Origin of the sequence: Kitasatospora sp. NPDC058032 (assembly GCF_042885845.1) — a bacterium.
Taxonomy (GTDB): domain Bacteria; phylum Actinomycetota; class Actinomycetes; order Streptomycetales; family Streptomycetaceae; genus Kitasatospora.
In genome coordinates this window covers 32389-54353 of sequence record NZ_JBHVRK010000003.1, presented here as the reverse complement: position 1 = coordinate 54353, position 21965 = coordinate 32389, and the positions used below count along the sequence as shown (strand labels likewise).

General features: G+C 74.3%; 19 protein-coding genes. 5 read left to right on the top strand and 14 right to left on the bottom strand.

All coding sequences use genetic code 11. From position 1 onward, the window contains the following. A complete protein-coding gene (gene deoC, locus ACFVUH_RS05645) occupies positions 1 to 987 on the bottom strand; it encodes a deoxyribose-phosphate aldolase (protein ID WP_355358712.1) in 987 nt (328 codons plus the stop codon). Positions 988 to 1117: 130 nt separating this feature from the next. On the opposite strand from deoC, the gene ACFVUH_RS05640 reads away from it, so the two are divergent. Next, entirely contained in the window at positions 1118 to 1804 is a 687-nt protein-coding gene (locus tag ACFVUH_RS05640; RefSeq protein WP_355358715.1) for a PH domain-containing protein, read from the top strand. A 70-nt stretch (positions 1805 to 1874) separates the two neighbouring features. Here ACFVUH_RS05640 and ACFVUH_RS05635 read toward each other — a convergent pair whose 3' ends face one another. The 6 genes from ACFVUH_RS05635 to ACFVUH_RS05610 form a co-directional block, all read right to left on the bottom strand. Continuing rightward, the gene (locus ACFVUH_RS05635; RefSeq protein ID WP_387911393.1) at positions 1875 to 3599 is read right to left on the bottom strand and encodes a phospho-sugar mutase; all 1725 of its coding nucleotides are present in this window, start codon (positions 3597 to 3599) and stop codon (positions 1875 to 1877) included. Positions 3600 to 3893: 294 nt separating this feature from the next. Further along, a complete protein-coding gene (locus ACFVUH_RS05630) occupies positions 3894 to 4715 on the bottom strand; it encodes a purine-nucleoside phosphorylase (RefSeq protein WP_355358736.1) in 822 nt (273 codons plus the stop codon). Between the two features lie 142 nt (positions 4716 to 4857). Next, positions 4858 to 5943, bottom strand: a complete 1086-nt coding sequence (locus tag ACFVUH_RS05625) for an NlpC/P60 family protein (RefSeq protein ID WP_387911391.1) — start codon at positions 5941 to 5943, stop codon at positions 4858 to 4860. Positions 5944 to 6022: 79 nt separating this feature from the next. Continuing rightward, positions 6023 to 6505 (bottom strand): poly-gamma-glutamate biosynthesis protein PgsC/CapC, encoded by a 483-nt coding sequence (locus ACFVUH_RS05620; protein ID WP_355358742.1) that lies wholly within the window; start codon positions 6503 to 6505, stop codon positions 6023 to 6025. Beyond that, positions 6502 to 7917: a poly-gamma-glutamate synthase PgsB gene (pgsB, locus tag ACFVUH_RS05615; RefSeq protein ID WP_387911389.1), complete on the bottom strand. Its 1416-nt coding sequence runs from the start codon at positions 7915 to 7917 to the stop codon at positions 6502 to 6504. The genes ACFVUH_RS05620 and pgsB overlap by 4 nt, the downstream gene beginning before the upstream one ends. 9 nt (positions 7918 to 7926) lie before the next feature. After that, entirely contained in the window at positions 7927 to 10260 is a 2334-nt protein-coding gene (locus ACFVUH_RS05610) for a HAMP domain-containing protein (protein ID WP_387911387.1), read from the bottom strand. Positions 10261 to 10484: 224 nt separating this feature from the next. Here ACFVUH_RS05610 and ACFVUH_RS05605 point away from each other — a divergent pair, with 224 nt between their 5' ends. After that, the gene (locus ACFVUH_RS05605) at positions 10485 to 11444 is read left to right on the top strand and encodes a hypothetical protein (RefSeq protein WP_387911385.1); all 960 of its coding nucleotides are present in this window, start codon (positions 10485 to 10487) and stop codon (positions 11442 to 11444) included. A 10-nt stretch (positions 11445 to 11454) separates the two neighbouring features. On the opposite strand, the gene ACFVUH_RS05600 is transcribed toward ACFVUH_RS05605, so the two are convergent. After that, the gene (locus ACFVUH_RS05600) at positions 11455 to 11892 is read right to left on the bottom strand and encodes a gamma-glutamylcyclotransferase (RefSeq protein WP_344331090.1); all 438 of its coding nucleotides are present in this window, start codon (positions 11890 to 11892) and stop codon (positions 11455 to 11457) included. 78 nt (positions 11893 to 11970) lie between these two features. On the opposite strand from ACFVUH_RS05600, the gene ACFVUH_RS05595 reads away from it, so the two are divergent. Both ACFVUH_RS05595 and ACFVUH_RS05590 read left to right on the top strand, forming a co-directional pair. Next, positions 11971 to 13425: an NAD(P)H-quinone dehydrogenase gene (locus ACFVUH_RS05595; RefSeq protein ID WP_355358754.1), complete on the top strand. Its 1455-nt coding sequence runs from the start codon at positions 11971 to 11973 to the stop codon at positions 13423 to 13425. Between the two features lie 236 nt (positions 13426 to 13661). Then, the gene (locus ACFVUH_RS05590) at positions 13662 to 14633 is read left to right on the top strand and encodes a DeoR/GlpR family DNA-binding transcription regulator (protein WP_387911810.1); all 972 of its coding nucleotides are present in this window, start codon (positions 13662 to 13664) and stop codon (positions 14631 to 14633) included. A gap of 139 nt (positions 14634 to 14772) precedes the next feature. On the opposite strand, the gene ACFVUH_RS05585 is transcribed toward ACFVUH_RS05590, so the two are convergent. The 6 genes from ACFVUH_RS05585 to ACFVUH_RS05560 form a co-directional block, all read right to left on the bottom strand. After that, positions 14773 to 16545, bottom strand: coding sequence for an acetyl/propionyl/methylcrotonyl-CoA carboxylase subunit alpha (locus tag ACFVUH_RS05585; RefSeq protein ID WP_387911383.1), 1773 nt, complete (start codon positions 16543 to 16545; stop codon positions 14773 to 14775). 243 nt (positions 16546 to 16788) lie between these two features. Further along, positions 16789 to 17574: a hypothetical protein gene (locus ACFVUH_RS05580; RefSeq protein WP_387911381.1), complete on the bottom strand. Its 786-nt coding sequence runs from the start codon at positions 17572 to 17574 to the stop codon at positions 16789 to 16791. Positions 17575 to 17714: 140 nt separating this feature from the next. Beyond that, positions 17715 to 18314: a nucleoside triphosphate pyrophosphatase gene (locus ACFVUH_RS05575; protein ID WP_355358766.1), complete on the bottom strand. Its 600-nt coding sequence runs from the start codon at positions 18312 to 18314 to the stop codon at positions 17715 to 17717. A gap of 45 nt (positions 18315 to 18359) precedes the next feature. Then, positions 18360 to 18485 carry a morphogenic membrane protein MmpB gene (gene mmpB / locus ACFVUH_RS05570; RefSeq protein ID WP_355358769.1) on the bottom strand — a complete coding sequence of 42 codons (126 nt, stop codon included), beginning with the start codon at positions 18483 to 18485 and terminating at the stop codon, positions 18360 to 18362. A gap of 340 nt (positions 18486 to 18825) precedes the next feature. Then, a complete protein-coding gene (locus ACFVUH_RS05565; protein ID WP_387911379.1) occupies positions 18826 to 19047 on the bottom strand; it encodes an acyl-CoA carboxylase subunit epsilon in 222 nt (73 codons plus the stop codon). A gap of 35 nt (positions 19048 to 19082) precedes the next feature. Next, entirely contained in the window at positions 19083 to 20672 is a 1590-nt protein-coding gene (locus ACFVUH_RS05560) for an acyl-CoA carboxylase subunit beta (protein WP_387911377.1), read from the bottom strand. A 254-nt stretch (positions 20673 to 20926) separates the two neighbouring features. On the opposite strand from ACFVUH_RS05560, the gene ACFVUH_RS05555 reads away from it, so the two are divergent. Further along, positions 20927 to 21826 carry a biotin--[acetyl-CoA-carboxylase] ligase gene (locus tag ACFVUH_RS05555; protein WP_355358778.1) on the top strand — a complete coding sequence of 300 codons (900 nt, stop codon included), beginning with the start codon at positions 20927 to 20929 and terminating at the stop codon, positions 21824 to 21826. The last annotated feature ends 139 nt before the right edge of the window (positions 21827 to 21965 follow it).

Genomic DNA, 21965 nt, shown 5'->3' with positions numbered 1-21965 from the left:
TCAGTCCACCGTCACGTAGTCGGGGCCGGAGTACCGTCCGGTGGTCAGCTTCTGGCGCTGCATCAGCAGGTCGTTGAGCAGGCTGGAGGCGCCGAAGCGGAACCAGTGCGGGGTCAGCCAGTCGTCGCCGAGGGTCTCGTTGACCATCACCAGGTACTTCATGGCGTCCTTGGTGGTGCGGATCCCGCCGGCGGGCTTCACGCCGACCTGCACGCCGGTGGCCGCGCGGAAGTCGCGGACCGCCTCCAGCATCAGCAGGGTGACCGGCGGGGTCGCGTTGACGGCGACCTTGCCGGTGGAGGTCTTGATGAAGTCGGCGCCGGCCAGCATCGCCAGCCAGGAGACCCGGCGGACGTTGTCGTAGGTCTGCAGCTCGCCGGTCTCGAAGATCACCTTGAGGTGCGCGGCGCTGCCGTCGGGACGGCGGCAGGCCTCCTTGACCGCGACGATCTCGTTGAAGACGTCCAGGTAGCGGCCGGAGAGGAAGGCCCCCCGGTCGATGACCATGTCGATCTCGTCGGCGCCCGCGGCGACCGCGTCGGCGGTGTCGGCGAGCTTGACCGGCAGCGCGACGCGCCCGGCCGGGAAGGCGGTGGCGACCGAGGCGACCTGGATGTCGGTGCCCCGCAGCGCCTCCTTCGCGGTGGCGACCATGTCCGGGTAGACACAGATCGCGGCGACGCGGGGGGTGCCCGGGTCGGTCGGGTCGGGGTTCCTGCCCTTGGCGCACAGCGCGCGCACCTTGCCGACCGTGTCCGCGCCCTCCAGCGTGGTCAGGTCGATCATCGAGATGGCCAGGTCGATGGCGTACGCCTTGGCCGTGGTCTTGATCGAGCGGGTACCGAGAGTGGCGGCACGCGCCTCCAGGCCGACCTGGTCGACACCGGGCAGGCCGTGCAGGAAGCGGCGGAGCGAGGCCTCGGACGCAGCGACGTCCGCGAGACCGCTGCCCGCGACGCCTTGGGCGTTGGCTGCAAGAGTGGACATAGTCACCACACCAGCATATCTACGCGCGTAGTCCGTCGCTAGGCCCGGAACGCATCGATGCCGGACCGAGACCTGCGGGTGTGATCGCCGCCCCTGTGGATACCCGGGGGCATGCGGCAGAATCGTCGACATGACCGATTCCGACGGCAGGCCCCACCAGGGCCCGGCCGGCTCCGATGGTGAGCCCGTGTACGCCGACCGCGTGTACCGCTCCGTTCCCGGCGTGATCTCCGGTGTGCTGCTGCTGGCCGTGGCGGCCTGGCTGATCGGGGACGCCGCCCTCAACGGCACCGGCAAGACGCCGTGGGTGTCGCTGGCCGCCGTCCCGGTCTTCGCCCTCCCCGTCATCGCGTACACACTGCGCCCCGCCGTCCGCGCCAACGCGCGCCGGCTGGTGGTGCGCAATCCGCTGCGCACCATCACCGCCCCCTGGGCCTCGGTCGACGCGCTGCGCGCCGGGTACTCGGTGGAGCTGCTCGCCGACGGCAGGAAGTTCCAGGTGTGGGCGGTGCCGGTGTCGCTGCGCCAGCGCAAGCGCGCGGCCCGCGCCCAGGACCGCGCCGGCCGGCCGCAGCACACCTCCCGGCTCGGCCTGATGTTCGGCCAGGGCGGCGCCCCGTCCGGCCCCGGCGTGCAGGGCTCGTCGGACCCCACCCGGGCCTGGTCCGACCAGGTGGTCAACATCCTCCAGGAGATGGCCGAGCGCAACGCCTCCCACCCCGACGCCACCGGGCCGGTCGAGGTCCGCTGGTGCTGGTGGATCATCGCCCCGACCCTGGCCGGGCTGGCGGCGCTGATCACGGTGATCGCGGTCTGAGCCGACCGAACACGACGACAACGGGGAAGGGCCCGCCGAACCGGCGGGCCCTTCCCCGTTGTCCGGACCGTCAGGCGGTGATGCCGGCGGCCGCGGCCAGGTCGTGCTTGATCCTCGCGAGCAGTTCGGCGGCGCGGGTGCGGGCGCCCGCGAGGTCGGCGGCGGAGGCGACCGGGAGGACGACCTCCAGGTAGCACTTGAGCTTGGGCTCGGTGCCGGAGGGGCGGACCACGATGCGGGCCGAGCGGACGGCCTCGCCGGCCAGGTGATAGCGCAGGCCGTCGGTGGGCGGCAGCTCGGCGGAGCCGGCGGCGAGGTCGTCGGCGCGGGTCACGGTGAGGCCGGCCAGCGTGGTGGGCGGCTGCTCGCGCAGGGTGCGCATGGCGTCGGCGATCAGGGAGAGGTCCTCGACCCGGACCGACAGCTGGTCGGTGGCGTGCAGGCCGTGCTCCAGCGCCAGGTCGTCGAGCAGGTCGGCCAGGGTGCGGCCGGACTGCTTGAGGGTGGCGGCGAGCTCGGCGACCAGCAGGGCGGCGGTGATGCCGTCCTTGTCGCGCACGCCCTGCGGGTCGACGCAGTAGCCGAGCGCCTCCTCGTAGCCGTAGCGCAGGCCCTCGGCGCGGGAGATCCACTTGAAGCCGGTGAGGGTCTCCGCGTAGCCGAGCCCGGCGGCCTCGGCGATCCGGCCGAGCAGGGTGGAGGAGACGATGGTGGTGGCGAAGGTGCCGGCGGCCTTCTTGGCGACCAGCGCGGCGCCGAGCAGCGCACCGACCTCGTCGCCGCGCAGCATCCGCCAGCCGTTCGCAACCTGCCCGCCGCCGGCGGCGTCGCCGTTGGCGGGGACGGCCACCGCGCAGCGGTCGGCGTCCGGGTCGTTGGCGATGACGATGTCCGGCCCGGCCGCAGCGGCGGTGCGGAAGGCGAGGTCCATCGCCCCCGGCTCCTCCGGGTTGGGGAAGGCGACGGTCGGGAAGTCCGGGTCCGGCTCGGCCTGCTCGGCGACCACGGTGGGCGCCGGGAAGCCGGCCCGGTCCATGGCGGCGAGGAAGGTGTCGCGGCCGACGCCGTGCATCGGGGTGTAGACGACGGCGAGGTCGCGGGCGCTGTGCGGGTCGACGATGGACGCGGCGCGGTCCAGGTAGGCCTCGACCACCGACTCGTCCACGGTCTCCCAGCCGCTCCCGGCGAGCGGGACCTCGGTGAGCGAGCCGATCGCGTCGATCCCGGCGGCGATGCCCGCGTCGGCCGGCGGCACGATCTGCGAGCCGTCACCCAGGTAGACCTTGTAGCCGTTGTCCTGCGGCGGGTTGTGGCTGGCGGTGACGGTCACGCCGGCGGCCGCGCCGAGGTGGCGGACGGCGAAGGCGAGCACCGGGGTGGGCAGCGGGCGCGGGAACAGCGCGGCGCGCAGGCCGGCGCCGACGACCACGGCGGCGGTGTCGCGGGCGAAGTCGTAGGACTTGTGGCGGGCGTCGTAGCCGATCACCACGAGGTCGCCGAGGCCCTGCTGCTTGACGTAGGAGACCAGGCCGGCGGCGGCCCGGATCACCACGGCGCGGTTCATCCGCATCGGTCCGGCGCCGAGTTCGCCGCGCAGGCCGGCGGTGCCGAACTGGAGGCGGCCGGCGAAGCGCCCGGCCAGCTCGGCCCAGGCCAGCTTGGCCGTCGAATCGGCCTCGGGGCCCTCGGCGTCGGCGAGCAGCGCGGCGAGTTCCTCGCGGGTCTGCGGGTCCGGGTCCTCGGCCAGCCAGGTGCGGGCCCGGGCGAGGAGGTCGGTGGTGGTTGCCTGCGTCATGGCTGCAGCTCCATCGGGAAGTGCGTCGGTGGTCGGCCGGTGAGGGTGCCCCGGCCCGGGGCCGGTGGGACGGGCCGGGGGGAGACGGACGTGCGGAGACGGGCGGCGGTGGCCGGGCGCGGTGCCCGGCCGGGACGGGACGAAACGTACGGCGCGGTGGCGGCCCGGGCGGACCTCCGTCCGGACGGGGCGTGTCGGGCCGGCGGACGCGGACGGGGCCCGCGGGCGGGTGTGATCACCCGATCACACCCGCCCCGGGCCCCGTCGCTCATGCCGTCCGCACCCGTTCCGGCGTCAGATCCGCTCCAGGACCTTGGCCAGCAGCGCGCCCATCCGCTCGGCGGAGGCCTTGCCGGCCTCCAGCACCTCGGCGTGGTTGAGCGGCTCGCCGGTCATGCCGGCGGCCAGGTTGGTGACCAGGGAGATGCCCAGCACCTCGGCGCCGGCCTCGCGGGCGGCGATGGCCTCCAGGGTGGTGGACATGCCGACCAGCTCGCCGCCGATCACCCGGGCCATGTTGACCTCGGCCGGGGTCTCGTAGTGCGGGCCGCGGAACTGGACGTAGACCGCCTCGTCGAGGCTCGGGTCGACCTCGCGGCACAGCTCGCGCAGCCGCTTGGAGTAGAGGTCGGTGAGGTCGACGAAGTTGGCGCCGACGATCGGGGAGTCGGCGGTCAGGTTGATGTGGTCGCTGATCAGGACCGGCTGGCCGGGCACCCAGGTGGGGCGCAGGCCGCCGCAGCCGTTGGTCAGCACGATGATCCCGCAGCCGGCCGCGGCGGCGGTGCGCACGCCGTGGACGACGGTGGCGACGCCGTGGCCCTCGTAGTAGTGGTTGCGGCCGAGGAAGATCAGGGCGCGCTTCTCGCCGATCTTCACCGAGCGGATCGTGCCGGCGTGGCCGGCCACGGCGGGGGCGGGGAAGCCCGGGAGGTCGGTGACCGGGAACTCCGCCACGGTCTCGCCGAGGGCGTCGGCGGCCGGCACCCAGCCGGAGCCCATCACCAGGGCGACGTCGTGGCGCTCGGCACCGGTCAGCTCGCGCAGGCGCGCGGCGGCGGCCTGGGCGGCGGCGTAGGGGTCGGCGGAGACGACCGACTGAGGAGATGCGTTCACGTGTCCGAGGATAGACGGGAAACGGCTACGCGCGTAGAAGTTCCTGGTACGACGTGCCGGATCGTTACCCGGATGGCCCGAACGCACAGCTCGGGGCACCGGCCGGGCGCGGCGCGCCGGTGCGGGGCATGGCGGCGCCCGGTCACAGCCGCTTCGCGCTGCGCAGGCCCGTGGCGTACATCCCGTTGTCGTCCAGCCGGGCGGTGCCGCCCTTGTCGCCGAAGGTCGGGCCGTCCGCCTCCTCGCGGCTGGAGATGTAGCGGGGGTGGCCGTCGGTGTCCAGGCCCAGGTAGATGCCGGTGTGGTCGAGCCGGGCGCCGGTGCGGGCGTCGATCTCGAAGAACACCAGGTCGCCCGGGAGCAGCGGATCGGTCGAGGCCGGCCGCACGGTGGTGTCCGAGCCGGGCACGGTGGTCAGCGGCAGCACCGGTACCCCCGGGCCCAGCCGGGCCAGGCCGTTGGCGGTGCGGGGCAGGCCGGGGCCGGACGCGTCCCTGGACAGCAGCGGGTAGCCGGACCGGTAGCCGTACACCATGCGGACGAAGCCGGAGCAGTCGAAGGCGCCGAAGCGGGTCCGGTCCGGGCGCTTGGTGACCTTGTCGGCGAAGGTGTACGGGACGCCGAGGTAGTCGAGGAAGTCGGTCTGCTCCAGGCGCAGGTCGTTGCCGGCCGAGCCGTCGGGGTTGAGCGGGCCGAACGAGGCGTCGCCCCGGAAGCGGACGCCCTTGCCGTCCTTGCCCTCCGGTGCGCCCGCCAGGTACTGGGTGGCGACGGCGAGCACGTCGTCCTCGGTGGAGCCGAGGTACTGGCCGAACCAGCCGCGGAACCAGGCCTCGTCCTGGGCCCCGGCCCGCCACGGCTGCGGCATCAGCCGCACCCAGCTGTCGCCGGTCAGGACGGCGGTGGTGGTCCCCGGTTCGGCGAAGGTGCGGCTCGGGCCGGTCAGTACGGCGGTGCGGGCGCCGTCCGTCAGGGTGGCGAGGACGCCGCCGCGCGCGTCGCGCACCACCGTCCGGTCGGGGCCGGTGAGCCGCTCGTAGCGCGGGCCGGTGGCCGCGGCGGCGGTGCCCGGGGCGGGCGAGGCGGGCGCGGTGAGCAGCGGTGCGGTGCCGCCGACCGGGGCGGGCCCGCGCTCGCGCTCGCGCAGCTGGACGGTGAGGTAGCCGCCGGCGGCCAGCAGGGTGACGGCGAGGCCGCCGCTGAGCAGGGACTTCGGGGTGACGGGCATGGCGGTTCGGGCTCCGAGGTCGGGTGCCGGCGGGTTCGCGTTCCGGGGGTTCGGGCGTCGGGGGTTCGTGCGTCGGGGATCAGGTGCCGGGCAGGGCGCCGAGCAGCACGCCGGCGGTGAGCACCACGTAGGTGGCGAGGGTGACGGTCGTGGTCGCCGTCAGGGTGGCCGCCCGGGGCTGGCGGACCAGCTGGTAGGCGATCAGGCCGGGGACGATGAAGCCCAGCGTCTGGTTGGCGTACAGGGTGGGCAGCTCGTGCTGGAGGACCAGCATCACGGTGGCCTGGAGCAGGACGCCGGTCAGCACCACGGCGGCGAACAGCCGCTTGCCGTAGAGGATCACCAGCTTCTGGACCACCCGGGTGGCCAGGTAGGTGAGCACGGTGACGCCGGCCACGACGGCGACCCGCTGAAGGTCCTCGACCAGGGTCAGGGCCAGCCAGCCCGGGGTGATCATGCCGCCGGGGGAGAGGTTGGTGGTCAGGTAGCAGACCAGCGAGAAGACCAGCCCGAGCGCGATGCCGAGGGCGGCGATCTCGGGGGTGAGCTCGGTGGGGATCACGGCCGGTCTCCGTAGCGGGGGTGAGGGGGGTGGTCGTACGGGGGGTGGGGGTCGTAGCGGCCGGGAGGCTCGGCCGGCCCGTACCAGGAGTCGGGCAGCGGCTCGGGGACGTACACCGGCTCGTACACCGGCTCGTACACCGGCTCGTACGGGGGCTCGTACGCCGTCGGCTCGTCCACGGGCGCGTAGGCGGGCTGGTAGGCGGCTTCCCGGCCCCCGGCCTCCGGCTGGTCGTCCGGGGCGAGCCGGGCCAGCTCCTCCAGGAACAGCTCGCCCTGGCCGTGGATGTTGCCGATCGCCACCAGCGAGGAGTCGGGGCCGAGCGCGTCCAGCAGCTCGGCGGTCAGTCGCGCCGGGTCGCGCCGGTCGCCGCCGAGGTCGACCACCCGCCCGGACCAGTCGGCCGGGATCGCGTCCCGGGCGCTCCTGGTGGGGTGGCCGATCAGGAAGACCGTGTCCGGATCGAGGTCCGGCACGATCTGGCCCATCTGGCCGTTGCGTTCGACCCGGTCGGGGCGGCAGTTGACCACCACGTGCAGCGGGCGGTGGATCGCGCCCAGGCTCTCCAGCTGGCGGACGTTCATCAGCGTGGACTCGGGGTCGTTGGCGGCGAAGACGTTGGCGAACCGCAGGCGCCTGCCGTCCGCCGTCCGGTACCGCTCCACCGAGAGCACGCCCGGGTCCGGCGGCGCCGCCCACATGCCGCGCAGCGCCGTCCGCCGGTCCACGCCGAGCAGTTCGGCGACGGCGAGCGCGATGGCCACGTTCTCCTTGAAGGTGAACCAGCTGAAGCCGCGCAGTTCCTCGTCGCTGACCGACTCCGGGTCGACCACGATCAGCTCGCAGTCCCGCTTGGCGGCCTCCTCGCGCAGGATGTGCGCGCGCTCCCGCTCGGCGGTGACGCAGACGCCCCCGACCGGCATCGAGCGCGACAGCGAGCGGGCGACGTCGTCCAGGGTGGGTCCCATCTCGGCGAGGTGGTCCTCGCGGACGTTGCACAGCACGCCGATGGTGGAGCGGATCAGCTTGGTCTGGTTGACCTCCTGGAGCGCCGGCATGACGGCCATGCACTCGATCACCAGCGCGTGCGGCCGGTAGGTGGCGGCGCGGCGGACGATGCCGATCTGCTCGACCACGTTGGCGATGCCGAACTTGCGGTGGACCGGTTCCTCGGTGGCGTCCGGGTGGATGAACCGGGCCGCGGTGCCGGTGGTCTTGGCGACGGTGACCAGGCCGCCGCCGCGCAGCGCGCCCGCGCACAGCCGGGTGATCGAGCTCTTGCCGCGGATGCCGTTGACCAGGACCCGGGTGGGGATCTGGTCCAGGGCGGCGAAGTGCCGGCGCTGTTCGACGATGCCGGCCACCAGCAGGACGGCGCAGCACACCAGCAGCACGAGGTAGAGGAAGAGCACGGGTCCCTCTCAGAAGTTGGTGGCGGCGGTGGCGGGGTGCCCGGCGCGGTCGCGGTCGGCCCGGTCGCGGTCGGCGCGCTCCAGGTCCTGGCGGATCAGCTCCAGGCTGCGGGCGACGGCGCCGACCTCGTCGTGGTGGACGGGGTGGAGCACGGTGCGGCGGTCCCCGGCGGCCAGCGCCTCGGCGCTCGCGGCGAGCCGGCGCAGCGGCAGGCCGACGGCGACGAACAGCCAGCCGAGGCAGAGGGCGGCGGTGGCCAGGCCGAGCATGCCGGCCAGCACGGCGCGCCGGTCGGCCCGGTTCTGGTCGAGGTGCAGCCAGGACACCGGGTGGGCGGTGACGACGGACCAGCCGAGCCGGGCGACGGCGCCGCGGCCGCCGAGCGGGGCGGCGGCGAGCAGCACCGGGTCGCCGCCGGAACGCAGCACGTCGGCGGCGGCGTGCTTGGCCGCCGGGCCCGTCGCGCCGCCCGGGCTCGTCGCGCCGCCCGGGCCTGCCGTGCCGCCCGGGCCGGCGACGGTGTCCAGGACGGCCCGGGCGCGGCCCTCGGGGAGCTCGCCGAAGGAGGCGTAGGCCTCGTTGGCGGCGAGCACCCGGCGGCGGTCGTCGAGCAGCCAGACCCGGCCGAGGCCGGGCCGGTCGAGCAGGCCGCCGAGGAAGTCGGTGCGGAACTCGCCCACCAGGACCGGGCCGACGGGCGCCGCCTCGTCCACGGCCTCGGCGGCGTCGACGGCGTCGACGGGCGTGGCGGGGGTGGCGAGCGGCGTCCGGGCCGCGATCCGGGGCTCCTTCCCGGAGCTGTTGAGCAGCAGCACGCCGCCCGGGCCGAGCGCCCCGGGGCCGGTGCGGTGCGGCTCCTCGCCGGCCCGGGCGAGCACCTCGCCGCCGGCGCCGAGCACGTACAGCGCGCGGTAGCGCTCGTGCTGGGCGAGGGCGGTGCGCAGCAGCGCCTGGGCGGTGCCGACCGAGGCGGTGGTGAGTTCGGGGGCGAGCGCGCGCAGATCGGCGTAGCCCTCGTTGAGGGCCTGGCGCAGTCGGTCGGCGGCGTTGTCGGTGCGGTCCCGCTGGCCGGCCACCACCTGGGTGGGCACCCGGACCTCGCCGTCGTTGCCGCCGAGCAGCAGCAGCGGGCCGGACCAGCCGAGCACGACGGCCGCGGCCAGGCCGAGCGGCAGCACGACCCCCGGCCGGCGGCGCCGGGGCGCGGGCGCGGCCGGCGGGCGGGCGGGATCGCGGAGCTGGAGCCGCAGCTCCTCCAGGGCGCGGCCGATCCGCCCGGCCTCGCCGCGCCGCGGGCCGCGGACCGGGCGGTCCAGCTCGCCGCGGGTGAGCCGGCGGGCGTCCAGGAAGAGCCGCAGCACCGGACGCTGCAGGGTGCGGTGCAGGAACAGGGCCAGGAGCAGGGCGAGTGCCAGCAGGGCGCCGGCGGCGGCCAGGCCGAGCGCCGGGTGGCGCAGACCGGCGGCCTTGCCGTCGACGCCGCCGGTGGAGACGACGGTGAGCCCGAGCGCGGTGGCCGGGTCCTGCGGGTCGGCTCCGGCGACGGCGGCGTAGCCGGCCACCCGGCGCGCGCCCCGGGGGTCGGCGGCGCCGGCCAGGCTGCCGGAGACGGTTCCGCCCGGGGCGGGGGCGCGCTCGGCGACGCGTTCGGTGGCGCGGCTCCGGGCGGTGGCGACCAGCTGCCGGGCGGTCTCGTCGGAGAGTCCGGCGCCGGTGGTGTCGAGTACGGTGCCGGCGGTGTCGAGGACCTGGATGGTCTGGCCGTCGCGGGTGGCGAGGTTCGGCAGCCGCAGGTTGTCGGAGGCGACCAGCAGCGCCCGGCCGTCGTGCGCGGTGCTGACCAGCGCGAAGGTCAGCAGCCGGGTGCCGGCGGCGGAGGGGACGAGCAGCGGCGCGGGCGCGGTGTCGGTGACCAGGCCGAGGTCGAGGCCGGCCAGCGGTACGGTCTCGCCGTGGGCGGCGAGCAGCCGGCCGGTGTCCGGGCGGACGATCACGGTGCCGCGCCACTTGCGGTACGCCCGGCCGAGCGCGGTGAGCACCTCGGCGGGCTCGGCGGGCGCCCGGTCGTAGCGGGCGGCGGAGCGCAGCAGGTCGGTGGTGTTCTCCCGCAGGCCCGCCCGCAGGGACAGGGCGGTGTCCTCGGCGGCGTACTGGTGGGACTCGCGGACCGCCTGCGGGGTGTCGTCCACCCGCAGGCCGCCGACGGCCAGCGCGGTGATCGCGGCGACGGCGAGGAGCAGGACGAGCAGCAGGGCGATCGGCGGGCGGACGCCCCCGAGCAGCGGCATGTCGGCCCGGCGGCGGTAGCGGTGCTGTCGCGGCGGGGTGGGGGCCGTGCTCACGGGTGGGGCCTCGTCGGGGGAGTGCGGTCGGGTCCGGTGCGTCGGGCGGCAGCGCGCCACCCACCCCTGGAGCCCCACCGCGAACCGGGTTCGCCCGGCCGAAACCTCAAAAGCGTACGAAGCGGTTCCGCTTATCGTGTCTCGTAATGATTTCGGATGAAAGAAGCTTCGATCACGATCTTTTGGATCATGGAGCGCCTGTCGTGCGGGGTAGTTTCTCCCCCGTGGAGAACCTGGAACGACGGGATGCGCGACGCGCGGTGCGATGGCCGGTCACGGTGCTGGTCGTCCTGGCGGCCCTCGCCGGCGGGCTGACCCTCGCCGCCCGCGGCTGGGCGGGGGACCCGGCGGCCCACGGCCCCACCCCCGCGGCCGGACCGCGTCCGGTGGACCTCGTCGAGCGGATCGACGCCTACACCGGCGCCTTCGCCGTCGGTGCCTACACCGCCCCGGACGCCGACCAGCGCCGGGCGGTCGCCGACGGGGTCGTCCGGACCCTCGACGGCAGGCCCGACGAGGCCGGCCGGCTGCTGGCCGGCGTCGGCTACCGGCTCACCGAGTTCACCGAGGCGGTCAGTGGCCGCCGCACCGCCGAGATCGCCGACGCCTCCGGCGCCGACCCGCGCGGCTGGGGCCGGATCTACCTGGACCTCTCCACCCCGGCCGGCTGGTCCGCCCAGGTGCCGCACCCGGTCTCCGACAGCCGCACCGAGATCCTCGGCGCCGAACTCTTCCGGCAGGCACCCGGCGGCGTGCTCGTCCTCGCCGGCGCCCACCGGCGGGCCGGCACCGACGGATCGGCGGACGTCGCCCACCGCAGCGACACCGTCTTCGCCGCGGTCGTCGAGGCGCTCGCCACGCGCGGCCTGCCCGGCCTCCAGCTGCACGGCTTCGACGAGGGCAGCCTGCCCGGCACGGACGCCGTGGTCTCCAGCGGCGCCGGGACGGCCGGCGAGGCCGCCGAGCGCACCGCGGCGGCACTGGAGGCGGCCGGCCTGGTGGTCTGCCGGCCCTGGCAGCAGAAGTGCGGACAGCTCGCGGGCACCACCAACGTCGGGGGCCGCTTCGCCGCCGGTCTCGGCGTCACCTGGCTCCACGTCGAACTCGCCAACGCGCTGCGCACCGACCCGGCCCGCCGCGCGGAGGTCGTCGAGGCCCTGGCCGCCACGGCCAGGGCCTGGTAGACCGCCCTTCTCAGCAGGGGCGGCGGCGCAGGTCGAGCACGTAGTCGTCGGGGGCGCCGGCGCTCTCCGCCGCGTCCGCGATCAGGCCCAGGTAGCGGGCCGCGGGCAGGCCGCCCTCGTAGTCGTTCAGCACGTACGTCCAGACCGGCACATCGCCGTCCAGGGTCTGCGCCCGCAGCTTGATCTTGCGGTAGATGCCGAGCTGGACGCCCTCCCAGCGGTCCAGCCCCTCCTCGTCCATCGGCGCCACGTCGTACAGCGAGACGAAGACCTGGTCCTTCTCGTCCTCCACCACCGTGGCCAGCGAGCCCTCCCAGCCGAGGTGTTCGCCGCCGAAGGTCAGCCGCCAGCCGGACAGCCACCCGGTGCCGCGCAGCGGCGAGTGCGGGGCGCGGCGGGTCATCTGCCGGGCATCGAGGTTGGTGGCATACGCGGCGTAAAGGGGCATGGGGGGAAGCCTACGTTCACCGACCGATCCGACAGAAGCCCCGACCCCGGCGTGGCAGTGCTCCCGGCGTGCGGGACAATGGTTGACGTGACTCGGATCGTGATCATCGGTGGCGGACCCGGCGGCTACGAGGCGGCGCTCGTCGCCGCCCAGCTCGGCGCGGAGGTGACCGTCGTCGACCGCGACGGCCTGGGTGGATCGGCGGTGCTGACGGACTGCGTGCCGTCGAAGACGCTGATCGCGACGGCGGAGGTGATGACGACCTTCGACAGCTCGTACGAGGAACTCGGCATCATCGTCGCCGACGACACCCCCCACATCGACAGCCCGGCCCGCGTGGTCGGCGTCGACCTGGGCAAGGTGAACCGGCGTGTGAAGCGCCTGGCCATCGCCCAGTCCCACGACATCACCCAGTCCGTCACCCGGGCCGGCGTCACCGTGCTGCGCGGCCGCGGCCGGCTGGGCCCGGGCGGGCAGGCCGTGGACGGCTCCCGCGAGGTGCTGGTGGACGCGCCCGACGGCAGCGTCCAGTCGCTGCGCGCCGACGCGGTGCTGATCGCCACCGGCGCCCACCCGCGCGAACTGCCCGACGCCCAGCCCGACGGCGAGCGGATCCTCACCTGGACCCAGGTCTACGACCTGGAGGAGCTGCCGCGCGAGCTGATCGTGGTCGGCTCCGGCGTCACCGGCGCCGAGTTCGCGGGCGCCTACCAGGCGCTGGGCTCCAAGGTGACCCTGGTCTCCTCGCGCGACCGGGTGCTGCCGGGCGAGGATCCGGACGCCGCCGAGGTGCTGGAGGAGGTCTTCCGCCGCCGCGGCATGAACGTGATGGGCCGCTCGCGCGCCGAGAGCGCCAAGAGGATCGGAGACGCGGTCGAGGTCACCCTCTCCGACGGCACGGTGATCGAGGGCACCCACTGCCTGATGGCGGTCGGTTCCATCCCGAACACCGCCGACATGGGCCTGGAGGAGGCCGGGGTCAAGCTCAACGACTGGGGCCAGATCCAGGTCGACCGGGTCTCCCGCACCAGCGCCCCCGGTGTGTACGCGGCCGGCGACTGCACCGGCGTCTTCATGCTCGCCTCGGTGGCGGCCATGCAGGGCCGGATCGCCATGTACCACGCGCTCGGCGACGCGGTGCAGCCGCTGAACCTCAAGACCGTGGCCTCCAACGTCTTCACCGACCCCGAGATCGCCACCGTCGGCTACACCGCCGCCGACGTGGAGTGCGGCAAGATGGACGCGGTCGAGGTCAAGCTCCCGCTGCGCGGCAACCCGCGGGCCAAGATGCAGGGCATCCGCGACGGCTTCGTGAAGCTGTTCTGCCGCCCCGGCACCGGCATCGTGGTCGGCGGTGTGGTGGTCGCCCCGCGCGCCAGCGAGCTCATCCACTCGATCTCGCTGGCGGTGGACGCCAATCTGACGGTCGAACAGGTGGCCAGCGCGTTCACCGTCTACCCGTCGGTCTCCGGCTCCACCGCCGAGGCCGCCCGCCAGCTCCACATCCGCAAGCGCGAATCGGGCGAATCCTGAGCTCAGGGCGCTCAGTTGAGGGCGGTCGCCGTTCGGCGGCCGCCCTTCGCGCGTCCCCGGACGTCACTCGGACGGCGGGCGCAGTCCCGGATGGCCGACGGCGCGCATTGTACGGTCACGCGCCGCTCGGGCGTGAGCAATTCCCGCTACTAGCAGCAAACGCCTGAAAGCAGACGGTCACGCAGGTTACCGTCGGTTCTGTGTTTGCAGCAGAACGTCGCCAGTTGATCCTCGAAATGGTGCGCGCCAACGGAGCGGTCTCGCTCCGGGAGTTGGCCCGCGTCGTCCAGACCTCCGAAGTCACCGTGCGCCGCGACGTACGGGCCCTGGAGGCAGAAGGGCTCCTCGACCGCCGGCACGGCGGCGCGGTGCTCCCCGGCGGCTTCAGCCGCGAACCCGGCTACCCGCAGAAGACCCACCTGTCCGCCGCCGAGAAGAGCGCCATCGCCGATCTCGCCGCCGGCCTGGTGGAGGAGGGAGACGCGGTGGTGGTCGGTGCGGGCACCACCACCCAGGAACTCGCCCGCCGCCTCGCCCGGGTTCCCGGGCTGACCGTGGTGACCAACTCGCTGCTGGTCGCCCAGGCGCTCGCGCACGCCAACCGGGTCGAGGTGGTGATGACCGGTGGCACCCTGCGCGGCTCCAACTACGCGCTGGTGGGCAGCGGCGCCGAACAGTCGCTGCAGGGGCTGAGGGTCGGCAAGGCCTTCATCTCCGGCAGCGGGCTGACGGCCGAACGCGGGCTGTCCACCGCGAACATGCTGTCCGCGAGCGTGGACCGGGCCATGGTGCTGGCGGCCGCCGAGGTGATCGTCCTCGCCGACCACACCAAGCTCGGCGCGGCCGGCATGTTCCAGACCGTCGCCACCGAGACCATCACCCGCCTGGTCACCGACGAGCACGCCACCGCCGACGACGCCACCGCCCGCGAACTCGACGCGCTCGCCGACTGCGGCGTGCAGATCGACCTCGCCCCGCTCGGCGCCCCGCCGTCCGGGGACGCCCCGGTGCACGGGACCGGCAGCGGCCCCGTCCACCAGACCCAGCCGGGCCCGATGGCCCGCCGCGCCGTCCCGCCGCCCCCCGGCGGCGGCGCCCCGTTGCCCGGCCAGCGCCGCCCCGGCGTGCACGGCCCCGGCGGACCGGCGGGCCCGGGCGGGCCGCTGCCGGCCAGACTCGCCGAACTCGGCCTCCAGCGCGGACGCTGACCCCGCCACTCCCGCCGCACCAACGCCAGTACCTCAGTACCTCAGCCGAACCAGCCGCAGTACCCGCACCACCGCCGGAAACACGACCGGTCCGCACACCCGAAGGTGTACGGACCGGCGGCGGAACACGCGGAAAGCGTCAGTCCTTGATCTCGCAGAGCGCCGCGCCGCTGGAGACGCTCGCCCCCACCTCGGCCTTGAGACCGACGATCGTGCCCGCCTTGTGGGCGTTCAGCGGCTGCTCCATCTTCATCGCCTCCAGGACGACGATCAGCTCGCCCTCCGCGACGACCTGGCCCTCCTCGACGGCGACCTTGACGATGGTGCCCTGCATCGGCGACGCCAGCGTGTCACCGCTGACCGCCGAACCGGCCTTCTTCGCACCCACCCGGCGCTTGGCCTTCGCGGCCCCCGCACCGGCCGCCGGAGCGGTCGAGACACCCAGCGAGGACGGCAGCGAGACCTCGATCCGCTTGCCGCCGACCTCGACGACCACGGTCTCCCGGCCCTCGGCCTCCTCGCCGTCGCCGGCCGCACCGGCGAACGCGGGGATGGTGTTGTTGAACTCGGTCTCGATCCACCGGGTGAAGACCTTGAACGGCCCGTCACCGCCGTGCACCTCCGGCGCGAACGCCGGGTCGGTGACGACCGCCTGGTGGAACGGGATGGCCGTCGCCATGCCCTCGACCCTGAACTCCGCCAGCGCGCGCTTCGCCCGCTCCAGCGCCTGCTTGCGGTCGCGGCCGGAGACGATCAGCTTGGCCAGCAGCGAGTCCCAGGCCGGGCCGATCACCGAACCGGTCTCCACGCCCGAATCCAGCCGGACACCCGGGCCGGACGGCGGCGCGAACAGCGTCACCGTGCCCGGCGCGGGCAGGAAGTTGCGGCCCGGGTCCTCGCCGTTGATGCGGAACTCGAACGAGTGGCCGCGCACCTCCGGGTCGTCGTACCCGAGCTCCTCGCCGTCCGCGATCCGGAACATCTCGCGGACCAGGTCGATCCCGGTGACCTCCTCGGTGACCGGGTGCTCCACCTGCAGACGGGTGTTGACCTCCAGGAAGGAGATCGTGCCGTCCAGCGCCACCAGGAACTCGCAGGTCCCGGCGCCCTCGTAGCCGGCCTCCTTGAGGATGGCCTTCGACGCCCGGTACAGCTCGGCGTTCTGCTCCGGGGTCAGGAACGGCGCGGGCGCCTCCTCGACCAGCTTCTGGTGCCGGCGCTGCAGCGAGCAGTCACGGGTCGAGACGACCACCACGTTGCCGTGCTTGTCGGCCAGGCACTGGGTCTCGACGTGCCGCGGGTTGTCCAGGTAGCGCTCGACGAAGCACTCGCCGCGCCCGAAGGCGGCGACCGCCTCGCGCACCGCGGACTCGTACAGCTCCGGGATCTCCTCCAGCGTGCGGGCGACCTTCAGGCCGCGACCGCCGCCGCCGAACGCCGCCTTGATGGCGACCGGCAGGCCGTGCTCCCGGGCGAACGTGACGACCTCGTCGGCACCCGAGACCGGGTCCGGCGTGCCGGCGACCAGCGGGGCACCGGCGCGCTGCGCCACGTGCCGGGCGGTCACCTTGTCGCCGAGGTCGCGGATGGCCTGCGGCGGCGGGCCGATCCAGGTGAGGCCCGCGTCGATGACGGCCTGGGCGAATTCGGCGTTCTCCGACAGGAAGCCGTAGCCGGGGTGGACGGCGTCCGCGCCCGAGTCTGCGGCGGCCTGGAGGACCTTGGCGATGTCCAGGTAGCTGGTGCCGGGGGTGTCGCCGCCCAGCGCGTAAGCCTCGTCGGCCGCGCGGACGTGCAGCGCATCCCGGTCCGGCTCGGCGTAGACGGCGACGCTGGCGATACCGGCGTCCGAGCAGGCCCGGGCGACGCGGACGGCGATTTCCCCGCGGTTGGCGATGAGCACCTTGCGCACTGTGGCTCCCTTCTTGAACCTCGTTGAGTTTATGGATTCCTGGGCAGTACCGGCGAGTAGCCCCAGGTTGTGAACTATCCCACACGGAGGGTGATGCGCCCGGGCGGGCGGTGGGCGGCCCGACGGGAGTCCTCGCAGGTGGTCACGGGTGCGGTGCGGGCGGCCCGGCGCTCGCGCTCGGTGACGGGGGCGGCGTGGCGCGGTGGTGGGCTTGGCCACACCCGAGCGCGGCGCGAGCCGGGCTCAAGCACGCGCGGCGGGCGCGGGGGCCGCGGCGGCCGGCGCGGCCGGTGCGGGCGCGCCCGGCGGGGCCGGCGCGCGCTCCAGGGCCCGGGCGGTGATGTCGGCGACCTGCTCGACGACGTCGGGGCCGTAGGCGGCCGGGTTGACCACCTTGAGCAGCAGCGCGAAGGTGCCGTCGGTGCCGTACCGGCGGGCCAGCCGGCGGTGGTGGGTCGCCAGGTGACGGACCCCGGCGTGGTTGGCGATGCCGGTCTGTCCGGAGATCAGGAAGACCGGCCGACCGCTCCCGGGGGTGGCCAGCCGGGCCAGCACGATGTACTCGCCGGCCTGCGGATCGGCGGTGTAGGTGCGGCCGCCGACGCTGATGGTGTTGTCCAGGGCGGCGTGGCTGCTGGAGATCGCCACCCCGGGCAGGCCCCAGGCCAGGTGGGCGGCCATCCGCTCGTTGGAGACCGGGCCGCCGAAGCAGAGCTCGGTCCTGGTGCCCAGGCCGCGCGGCGCGGCGTCGTGCGCGACCAGGTCGGCGTGCGCGCCGCACTCCTTCACCAGGGCGGCCAGCTCCATCAGCGCGTAGGCGTCGCGCCGGGTGACCGTCCGGGGGTGGGCGCCGGTGCCGATGCTGCGGTTGACCACGATCAGGCACTCGCTGCCGGCGGGCAGGCCGAGGAAGGCCCTGGCCCGTTCCAGCCGGCGTCTTCGGCGCAGACTCTGGCCGAGCCAGCCGAGTGCGGCACTGATCGCGCTGGCCACCAGGCCCAGCAGCACGTTGAGAAGACCGTCGGTCATCCGGCTCGTTACCTCCCCCGTTGCTCCGGTGCGGCCGATGCCGCACCGGTGGCCCTCCTAGCGTGCATCAAACGGGCTCGTCGGAGGGGTGGTTGGCGACAATTGCGCCGGTGTTTGGCGCACCGGCGACGGTCGGCCGGTCAGCTCCAGAGGTCGGTGATCCGGACGTCCAGTTCGGCGAGCAGGGTGCGCAGCAGCGGCAGCGAGAGGCCGATGACGTTGCCCGGGTCGCCGTCGACGCCCTCGATGAACGGCGCCGAGCGGCCGTCGAGGGTGAACGCGCCCGCCACGTGCAGCGGTTCGCCGGTGGCGATGTAGGCGGCGACCTCTGCGTCGTCCGGGGTGCCGAAGCGCACGGTGGTGGAGGCGGTGGCGGAGGACGTCCGGCCGGTCGCGGTGTCGATCACGCAGTGGCCGGTGCGCAGCACGCCGGCCCGGCCGCGCATCGACTGCCAGCGGGCCAGTGCCTCGGCCTCGTCGGCGGGCTTGCCGAGGGCCAGGCCGTCCAGCTCCAGCACCGAGTCGCAGCCGACGACCAGCTCGCCGTCGGTGAGGCCGGCGGCGACGGCCGCGGCCTTGGCCTCGGCGAGGACCAGCGCGAGTTCGGCGGGGGTGGGGGCGGTGAGCGCGTCCTCGTCGACGCCGCTGACCACCACCCGCGGGTCGAGGCCCGCCTGGCGCAGCAGCCCGAGGCGGGCGGGGGAGGCGGAGGCGAGGACGAGGGTGCGGCGGTCGGTCATGCCCACCAGGGTAGAGGGAGGCCCGGAGCATCCGGCCAGTGATCGTCAGATCATCAGGAGAACGACGATCAGCAGGGCGAGGACGGCGAGCACATGGCCGGCCCGGTGCAGCCTCTTCTGCATCCGGCGGGCTTCCGGGGAGGGCTCGTCGCGGGGGTCTGACCAGAGCATCGTTCCAGGGTGCTCCGGCGGGCGGGCGGGGCGCCTGAGTATCCGTACTCAGCTTTCGGGGGTTTCGGGGCAATCCGGGCTTTTGCCGGGTCGGCCGTGACCGGCCGTGATCGGCCGCGACCGGCCCGGTCCGGCCCGTGCCGCCGTGCGCACTTTGCAAAGCAGTGACTTTGCAAAGTCACCGAGAACGCTGCACGGAGCCGCTCCGCCCTTGTGCGGAGCGGCTCCGTGGGAAGGGCTCGGAGGGCGTGCACTTTGCAAAGCCACACTTGGCAAAGTGCACGCGCCCCCGTGCCCTGCATGCCGTAGGTGCCCTGCATGCCGTCCGCGGCCGGCCGGGCTAGCCGGCCCAGCCCGAGGTGCGCCAGGCGTTGGCGCCCGGTCGCGGGGTGGCGCGCATCCGGCGCGCGCGGTCGTTCCAGGCGGAGTCCGGGCCGGCGCCCGCGCGGCGGGCGGCCTCGGCGGCGGCCTGCGCGGCGGCGGCCCGGGCCTGGACCACCGCCAGGACGGTGGCCAGCTCCTCGGGGGTCGGCTGCCCGTGCAGCACGTGGATCGGGGCCATGGTCAATCCTCTCGCGGTACTCCTGCTCCCGGCGACTACAGAGGGATGTTGCCGTGCTTCTTCGGCGGCAGCACCTCGCGCTTGCCGCGCAGCGCCCGCAGCCCGCGGACGATGTGCCGGCGGGTGTCGCTCGGCGCGATGACCGCGTCCACGTAGCCGCGCTCGGCGGCCAGGTACGGGTTGAGCAGGGTGTCCTCGTAGGAGGCGATCAGCTCGGCCCGCTTCTCCTCGGCGGTCCCGGCCGCCTCGGCCTCGGCGATCTCCCGCCGGTGCAGGATGTTGACCGCGCCCTGCGCGCCCATCACGGCGATCTGCGCGGTCGGCCAGGCCAGGTTGAGGTCGGCGCCCAGGTGCTTGGAGCCCATGACGTCGTACGCGCCGCCGAAGGCCTTGCGGGTGATCACGGTGATCAGCGGCACGGTCGCCTCGGCGTAGGCGTAGATCAGCTTGGCGCCGCGCCGGATGATGCCGTCCCACTCCTGCTCGGTGCCGGGCAGGAAGCCGGGCACGTCGACGAAGGTGATCACCGGGATGTTGAACGAGTCGCAGGTGCGGATGAACCGCGCGGCCTTCTCGCTGGCGGCGATGTCCAGGCAGCCCGCCAGGTTCATCGGCTGGTTGCCGACGATGCCGACCGAATGGCCCTCGACCCGGCCGAAGCCGGTGACGATGTTGCCCGCGTACAGCGGCTGGGTCTCCAGGAACTCGCCGTCGTCGAGCACGTGCTCGATCACCTGGCGGATGTCGTACGGCTGGTTCGCCGAGTCCGGCACCAGGGTGTCGAGTTCGAGGTCCTCGTCGGTGACCGAGAGGTCCGCCTCCTCCGGGAAGGACGGCGGGTCGGAGAGGTTGTTGGAGGGCAGGTACGAGAGCAGGCTCTTGACGTACTCGACGGCCTCCTTCTCGTCCGCGGCCAGGTAGTGCGCGTTGCCGGACTTGGTGTTGTGGGTGCGCGCGCCGCCCAGCTCCTCCATGCCGACGTCCTCGCCGGTGACGGTCTTGATCACGTCGGGCCCGGTGATGAACATGTGCGAGGTCCGGTCGGCCATCACCACGAAGTCGGTGATCGCGGGGGAGTAGACCGCGCCGCCCGCGCAGGGGCCCATGATCAGCGAGATCTGCGGGACCACCCCGGAGGCGTGCACATTGCGGCGGAAGATCTCGCCGTACAGGCCGAGCGAGACCACGCCCTCCTGGATCCGGGCGCCGCCGGAGTCGTTGATGCCGATGACCGGGCAGCCGGTCTTCAGCGCGAAGTCCATGACCTTGACGATCTTCTCGCCGAATACCTCGCCGAGCGAGCCGCCGAAGACGGTGAAGTCCTGCGCGAACACGGCGACCTGACGGCCGTCGACGGTCCCGTAGCCGGTGACCACGCCGTCGCCGTAGGGCCGGTTCCTCTCCTGGCCGAAGTTGGTCGAGCGGTGCCGGGCGAACTCGTCGAACTCGACGAAGGAGTCCTCGTCCAGCAGCTCCGCGACCCGCTCGCGGGCCGTCAGCTTGCCCTTGGCGTGCTGCTTCTCCACCGCCTTGGCGGAGCCGGAGTGCACCGCCTCGTCGATCCTGCGCCGGAGGTCGGCGAGCTTGCCGGCGGTGGTGTGCGGGTCGTACGGCGCCTCGGTCATTCCGGTGGCTCTCCCTGATCCTGGGCCGCGACCTGTTTTCGGGGGCGCGCGGGCCGGGTGGGGGCCGGCGCGGACGAGGGGTGCAGGGCGGCACAACGAACTACCGTTGGGTAGCGTAGCCAGCGCGGAGGGCCGGACGTAACGCCCGGCCGTTATGGCCAGTGACACACTGTGGTTGACGCCGGTTCTGGGAGACGATGGGGCGGCCTACGGCCGGGGAGCCGCGATCCGCGACACGTCCTAGGGTGAACCGCATGACCTCCGACACGCCCCGCCGCAGTGGACTGCGCGGTCTCGGCCACGCCGGGCCGTCCCCGTGGACCGATCTGGACCGCCCGCCGCTGGACGCCGCCGCGCTGCGCCGGGACCTGCTGCGCCCCGGCGGGCTCTGGACCTCGATCGACGTCGTCGAGGAGACCGGCTCCACCAACACCGACCTCGCCGCCCGGGCCCGCGAGGGCGCCCCGCAGGGCGCGGTGCTGGTCGCCGAGGCCCAGAACTCCGGCCGCGGCCGGCTCGAACGGCAGTGGAGCGCCCCCGCCCGCTCCGGTCTCTTCCTCTCCGTCCTGCTTCGCCCGGACGGAGTACCCGTCGAACGGTACGGCTGGCTGCCGATCCTGGTCGGCGTCGCCGCCGCGAGCACCCTGAGCCGGGTCGCCGAGGTCGAGGTCGGCCTGAAGTGGCCCAACGACCTGCAGGTGGAGATCGACGGCGCGGAGCGCAAGCTCGGCGGCATCCTCACCGAGCTGGGCGGCGGCGCGGTGGTCGCCGGCCTCGGCCTCAACGTCTCGCTGCGCGCCGCCGAACTGCCCGTCCCCACCGCCGCCTCGCTCGCCCTGGCCGGCGCCGCCGTCACCGACCGGTCCACCCTGCTGCGCGCCCTGCTGCGCGAGTTCGCCGAGCTGTACGGCGAGTGGACGGCCGCCGCCGGCGACCCGCACAGCAGCGGCCTGCTGCGCGCCTACGCGGCCCGGTGCACCACGCTGGGGCGGCCGGTGAAGGTGCTGCTGCCCGGCGACCGCGAACTGCGCGGCGAGGCGGTCGCGGTGGACGGGGACGGCCGGCTGGTGATCCGTACCCCGGACGGCGGCCGCCGGGCGGTCGGCGCGGGGGACGTCGTCCACGTGCGCCCGGAGCCGCGCGCCGCCGAGTAGCCGCGCACCGAGTAGCCGCGCACCGGGCGGGGGCGTGCGGGGCGGGGGGCCTGTACCGCGCGGGGCCCGCGCCGCGCGGGGCCGGTGCCGTGCGCCGGGCGGGCGCCCCGTGCGTCCCCTTACCTCCCCTTGACCCGGG

What these genes read in the sequence shown, in the direction of transcription:
- ACFVUH_RS05625 (WP_387911391.1), bottom strand. Translation starts at nt 5,943, where the DNA reads ATGCCCGTCACCCCGAAGTCCCTGCTCAGCGGCGGCCTCGCCGTCACC.
- ACFVUH_RS05595 (WP_355358754.1), top strand. Translation starts at nt 11,971, where the DNA reads ATGGTTGACGTGACTCGGATCGTGATCATCGGTGGCGGACCCGGCGGC.
- ACFVUH_RS05560 (WP_387911377.1), bottom strand. Translation starts at nt 20,672, where the DNA reads ATGACCGAGGCGCCGTACGACCCGCACACCACCGCCGGCAAGCTCGCC.
- ACFVUH_RS05640 (WP_355358715.1), top strand. Translation starts at nt 1,118, where the DNA reads ATGACCGATTCCGACGGCAGGCCCCACCAGGGCCCGGCCGGCTCCGAT.
- ACFVUH_RS05590 (WP_387911810.1), top strand. Translation starts at nt 13,662, where the DNA reads ATGGTGCGCGCCAACGGAGCGGTCTCGCTCCGGGAGTTGGCCCGCGTC.
- ACFVUH_RS05600 (WP_344331090.1), bottom strand. Translation starts at nt 11,892, where the DNA reads ATGCCCCTTTACGCCGCGTATGCCACCAACCTCGATGCCCGGCAGATG.
- ACFVUH_RS05635 (WP_387911393.1), bottom strand. Translation starts at nt 3,599, where the DNA reads ATGACGCAGGCAACCACCACCGACCTCCTCGCCCGGGCCCGCACCTGG.
- ACFVUH_RS05580 (WP_387911381.1), bottom strand. Translation starts at nt 17,574, where the DNA reads ATGACCGACGGTCTTCTCAACGTGCTGCTGGGCCTGGTGGCCAGCGCG.
- mmpB (WP_355358769.1), bottom strand. Translation starts at nt 18,485, where the DNA reads ATGCTCTGGTCAGACCCCCGCGACGAGCCCTCCCCGGAAGCCCGCCGG.
- ACFVUH_RS05575 (WP_355358766.1), bottom strand. Translation starts at nt 18,314, where the DNA reads ATGACCGACCGCCGCACCCTCGTCCTCGCCTCCGCCTCCCCCGCCCGC.
- ACFVUH_RS05555 (WP_355358778.1), top strand. Translation starts at nt 20,927, where the DNA reads ATGACCTCCGACACGCCCCGCCGCAGTGGACTGCGCGGTCTCGGCCAC.
- ACFVUH_RS05565 (WP_387911379.1), bottom strand. Translation starts at nt 19,047, where the DNA reads ATGGCCCCGATCCACGTGCTGCACGGGCAGCCGACCCCCGAGGAGCTG.
- deoC (WP_355358712.1), bottom strand. Translation starts at nt 987, where the DNA reads ATGTCCACTCTTGCAGCCAACGCCCAAGGCGTCGCGGGCAGCGGTCTC.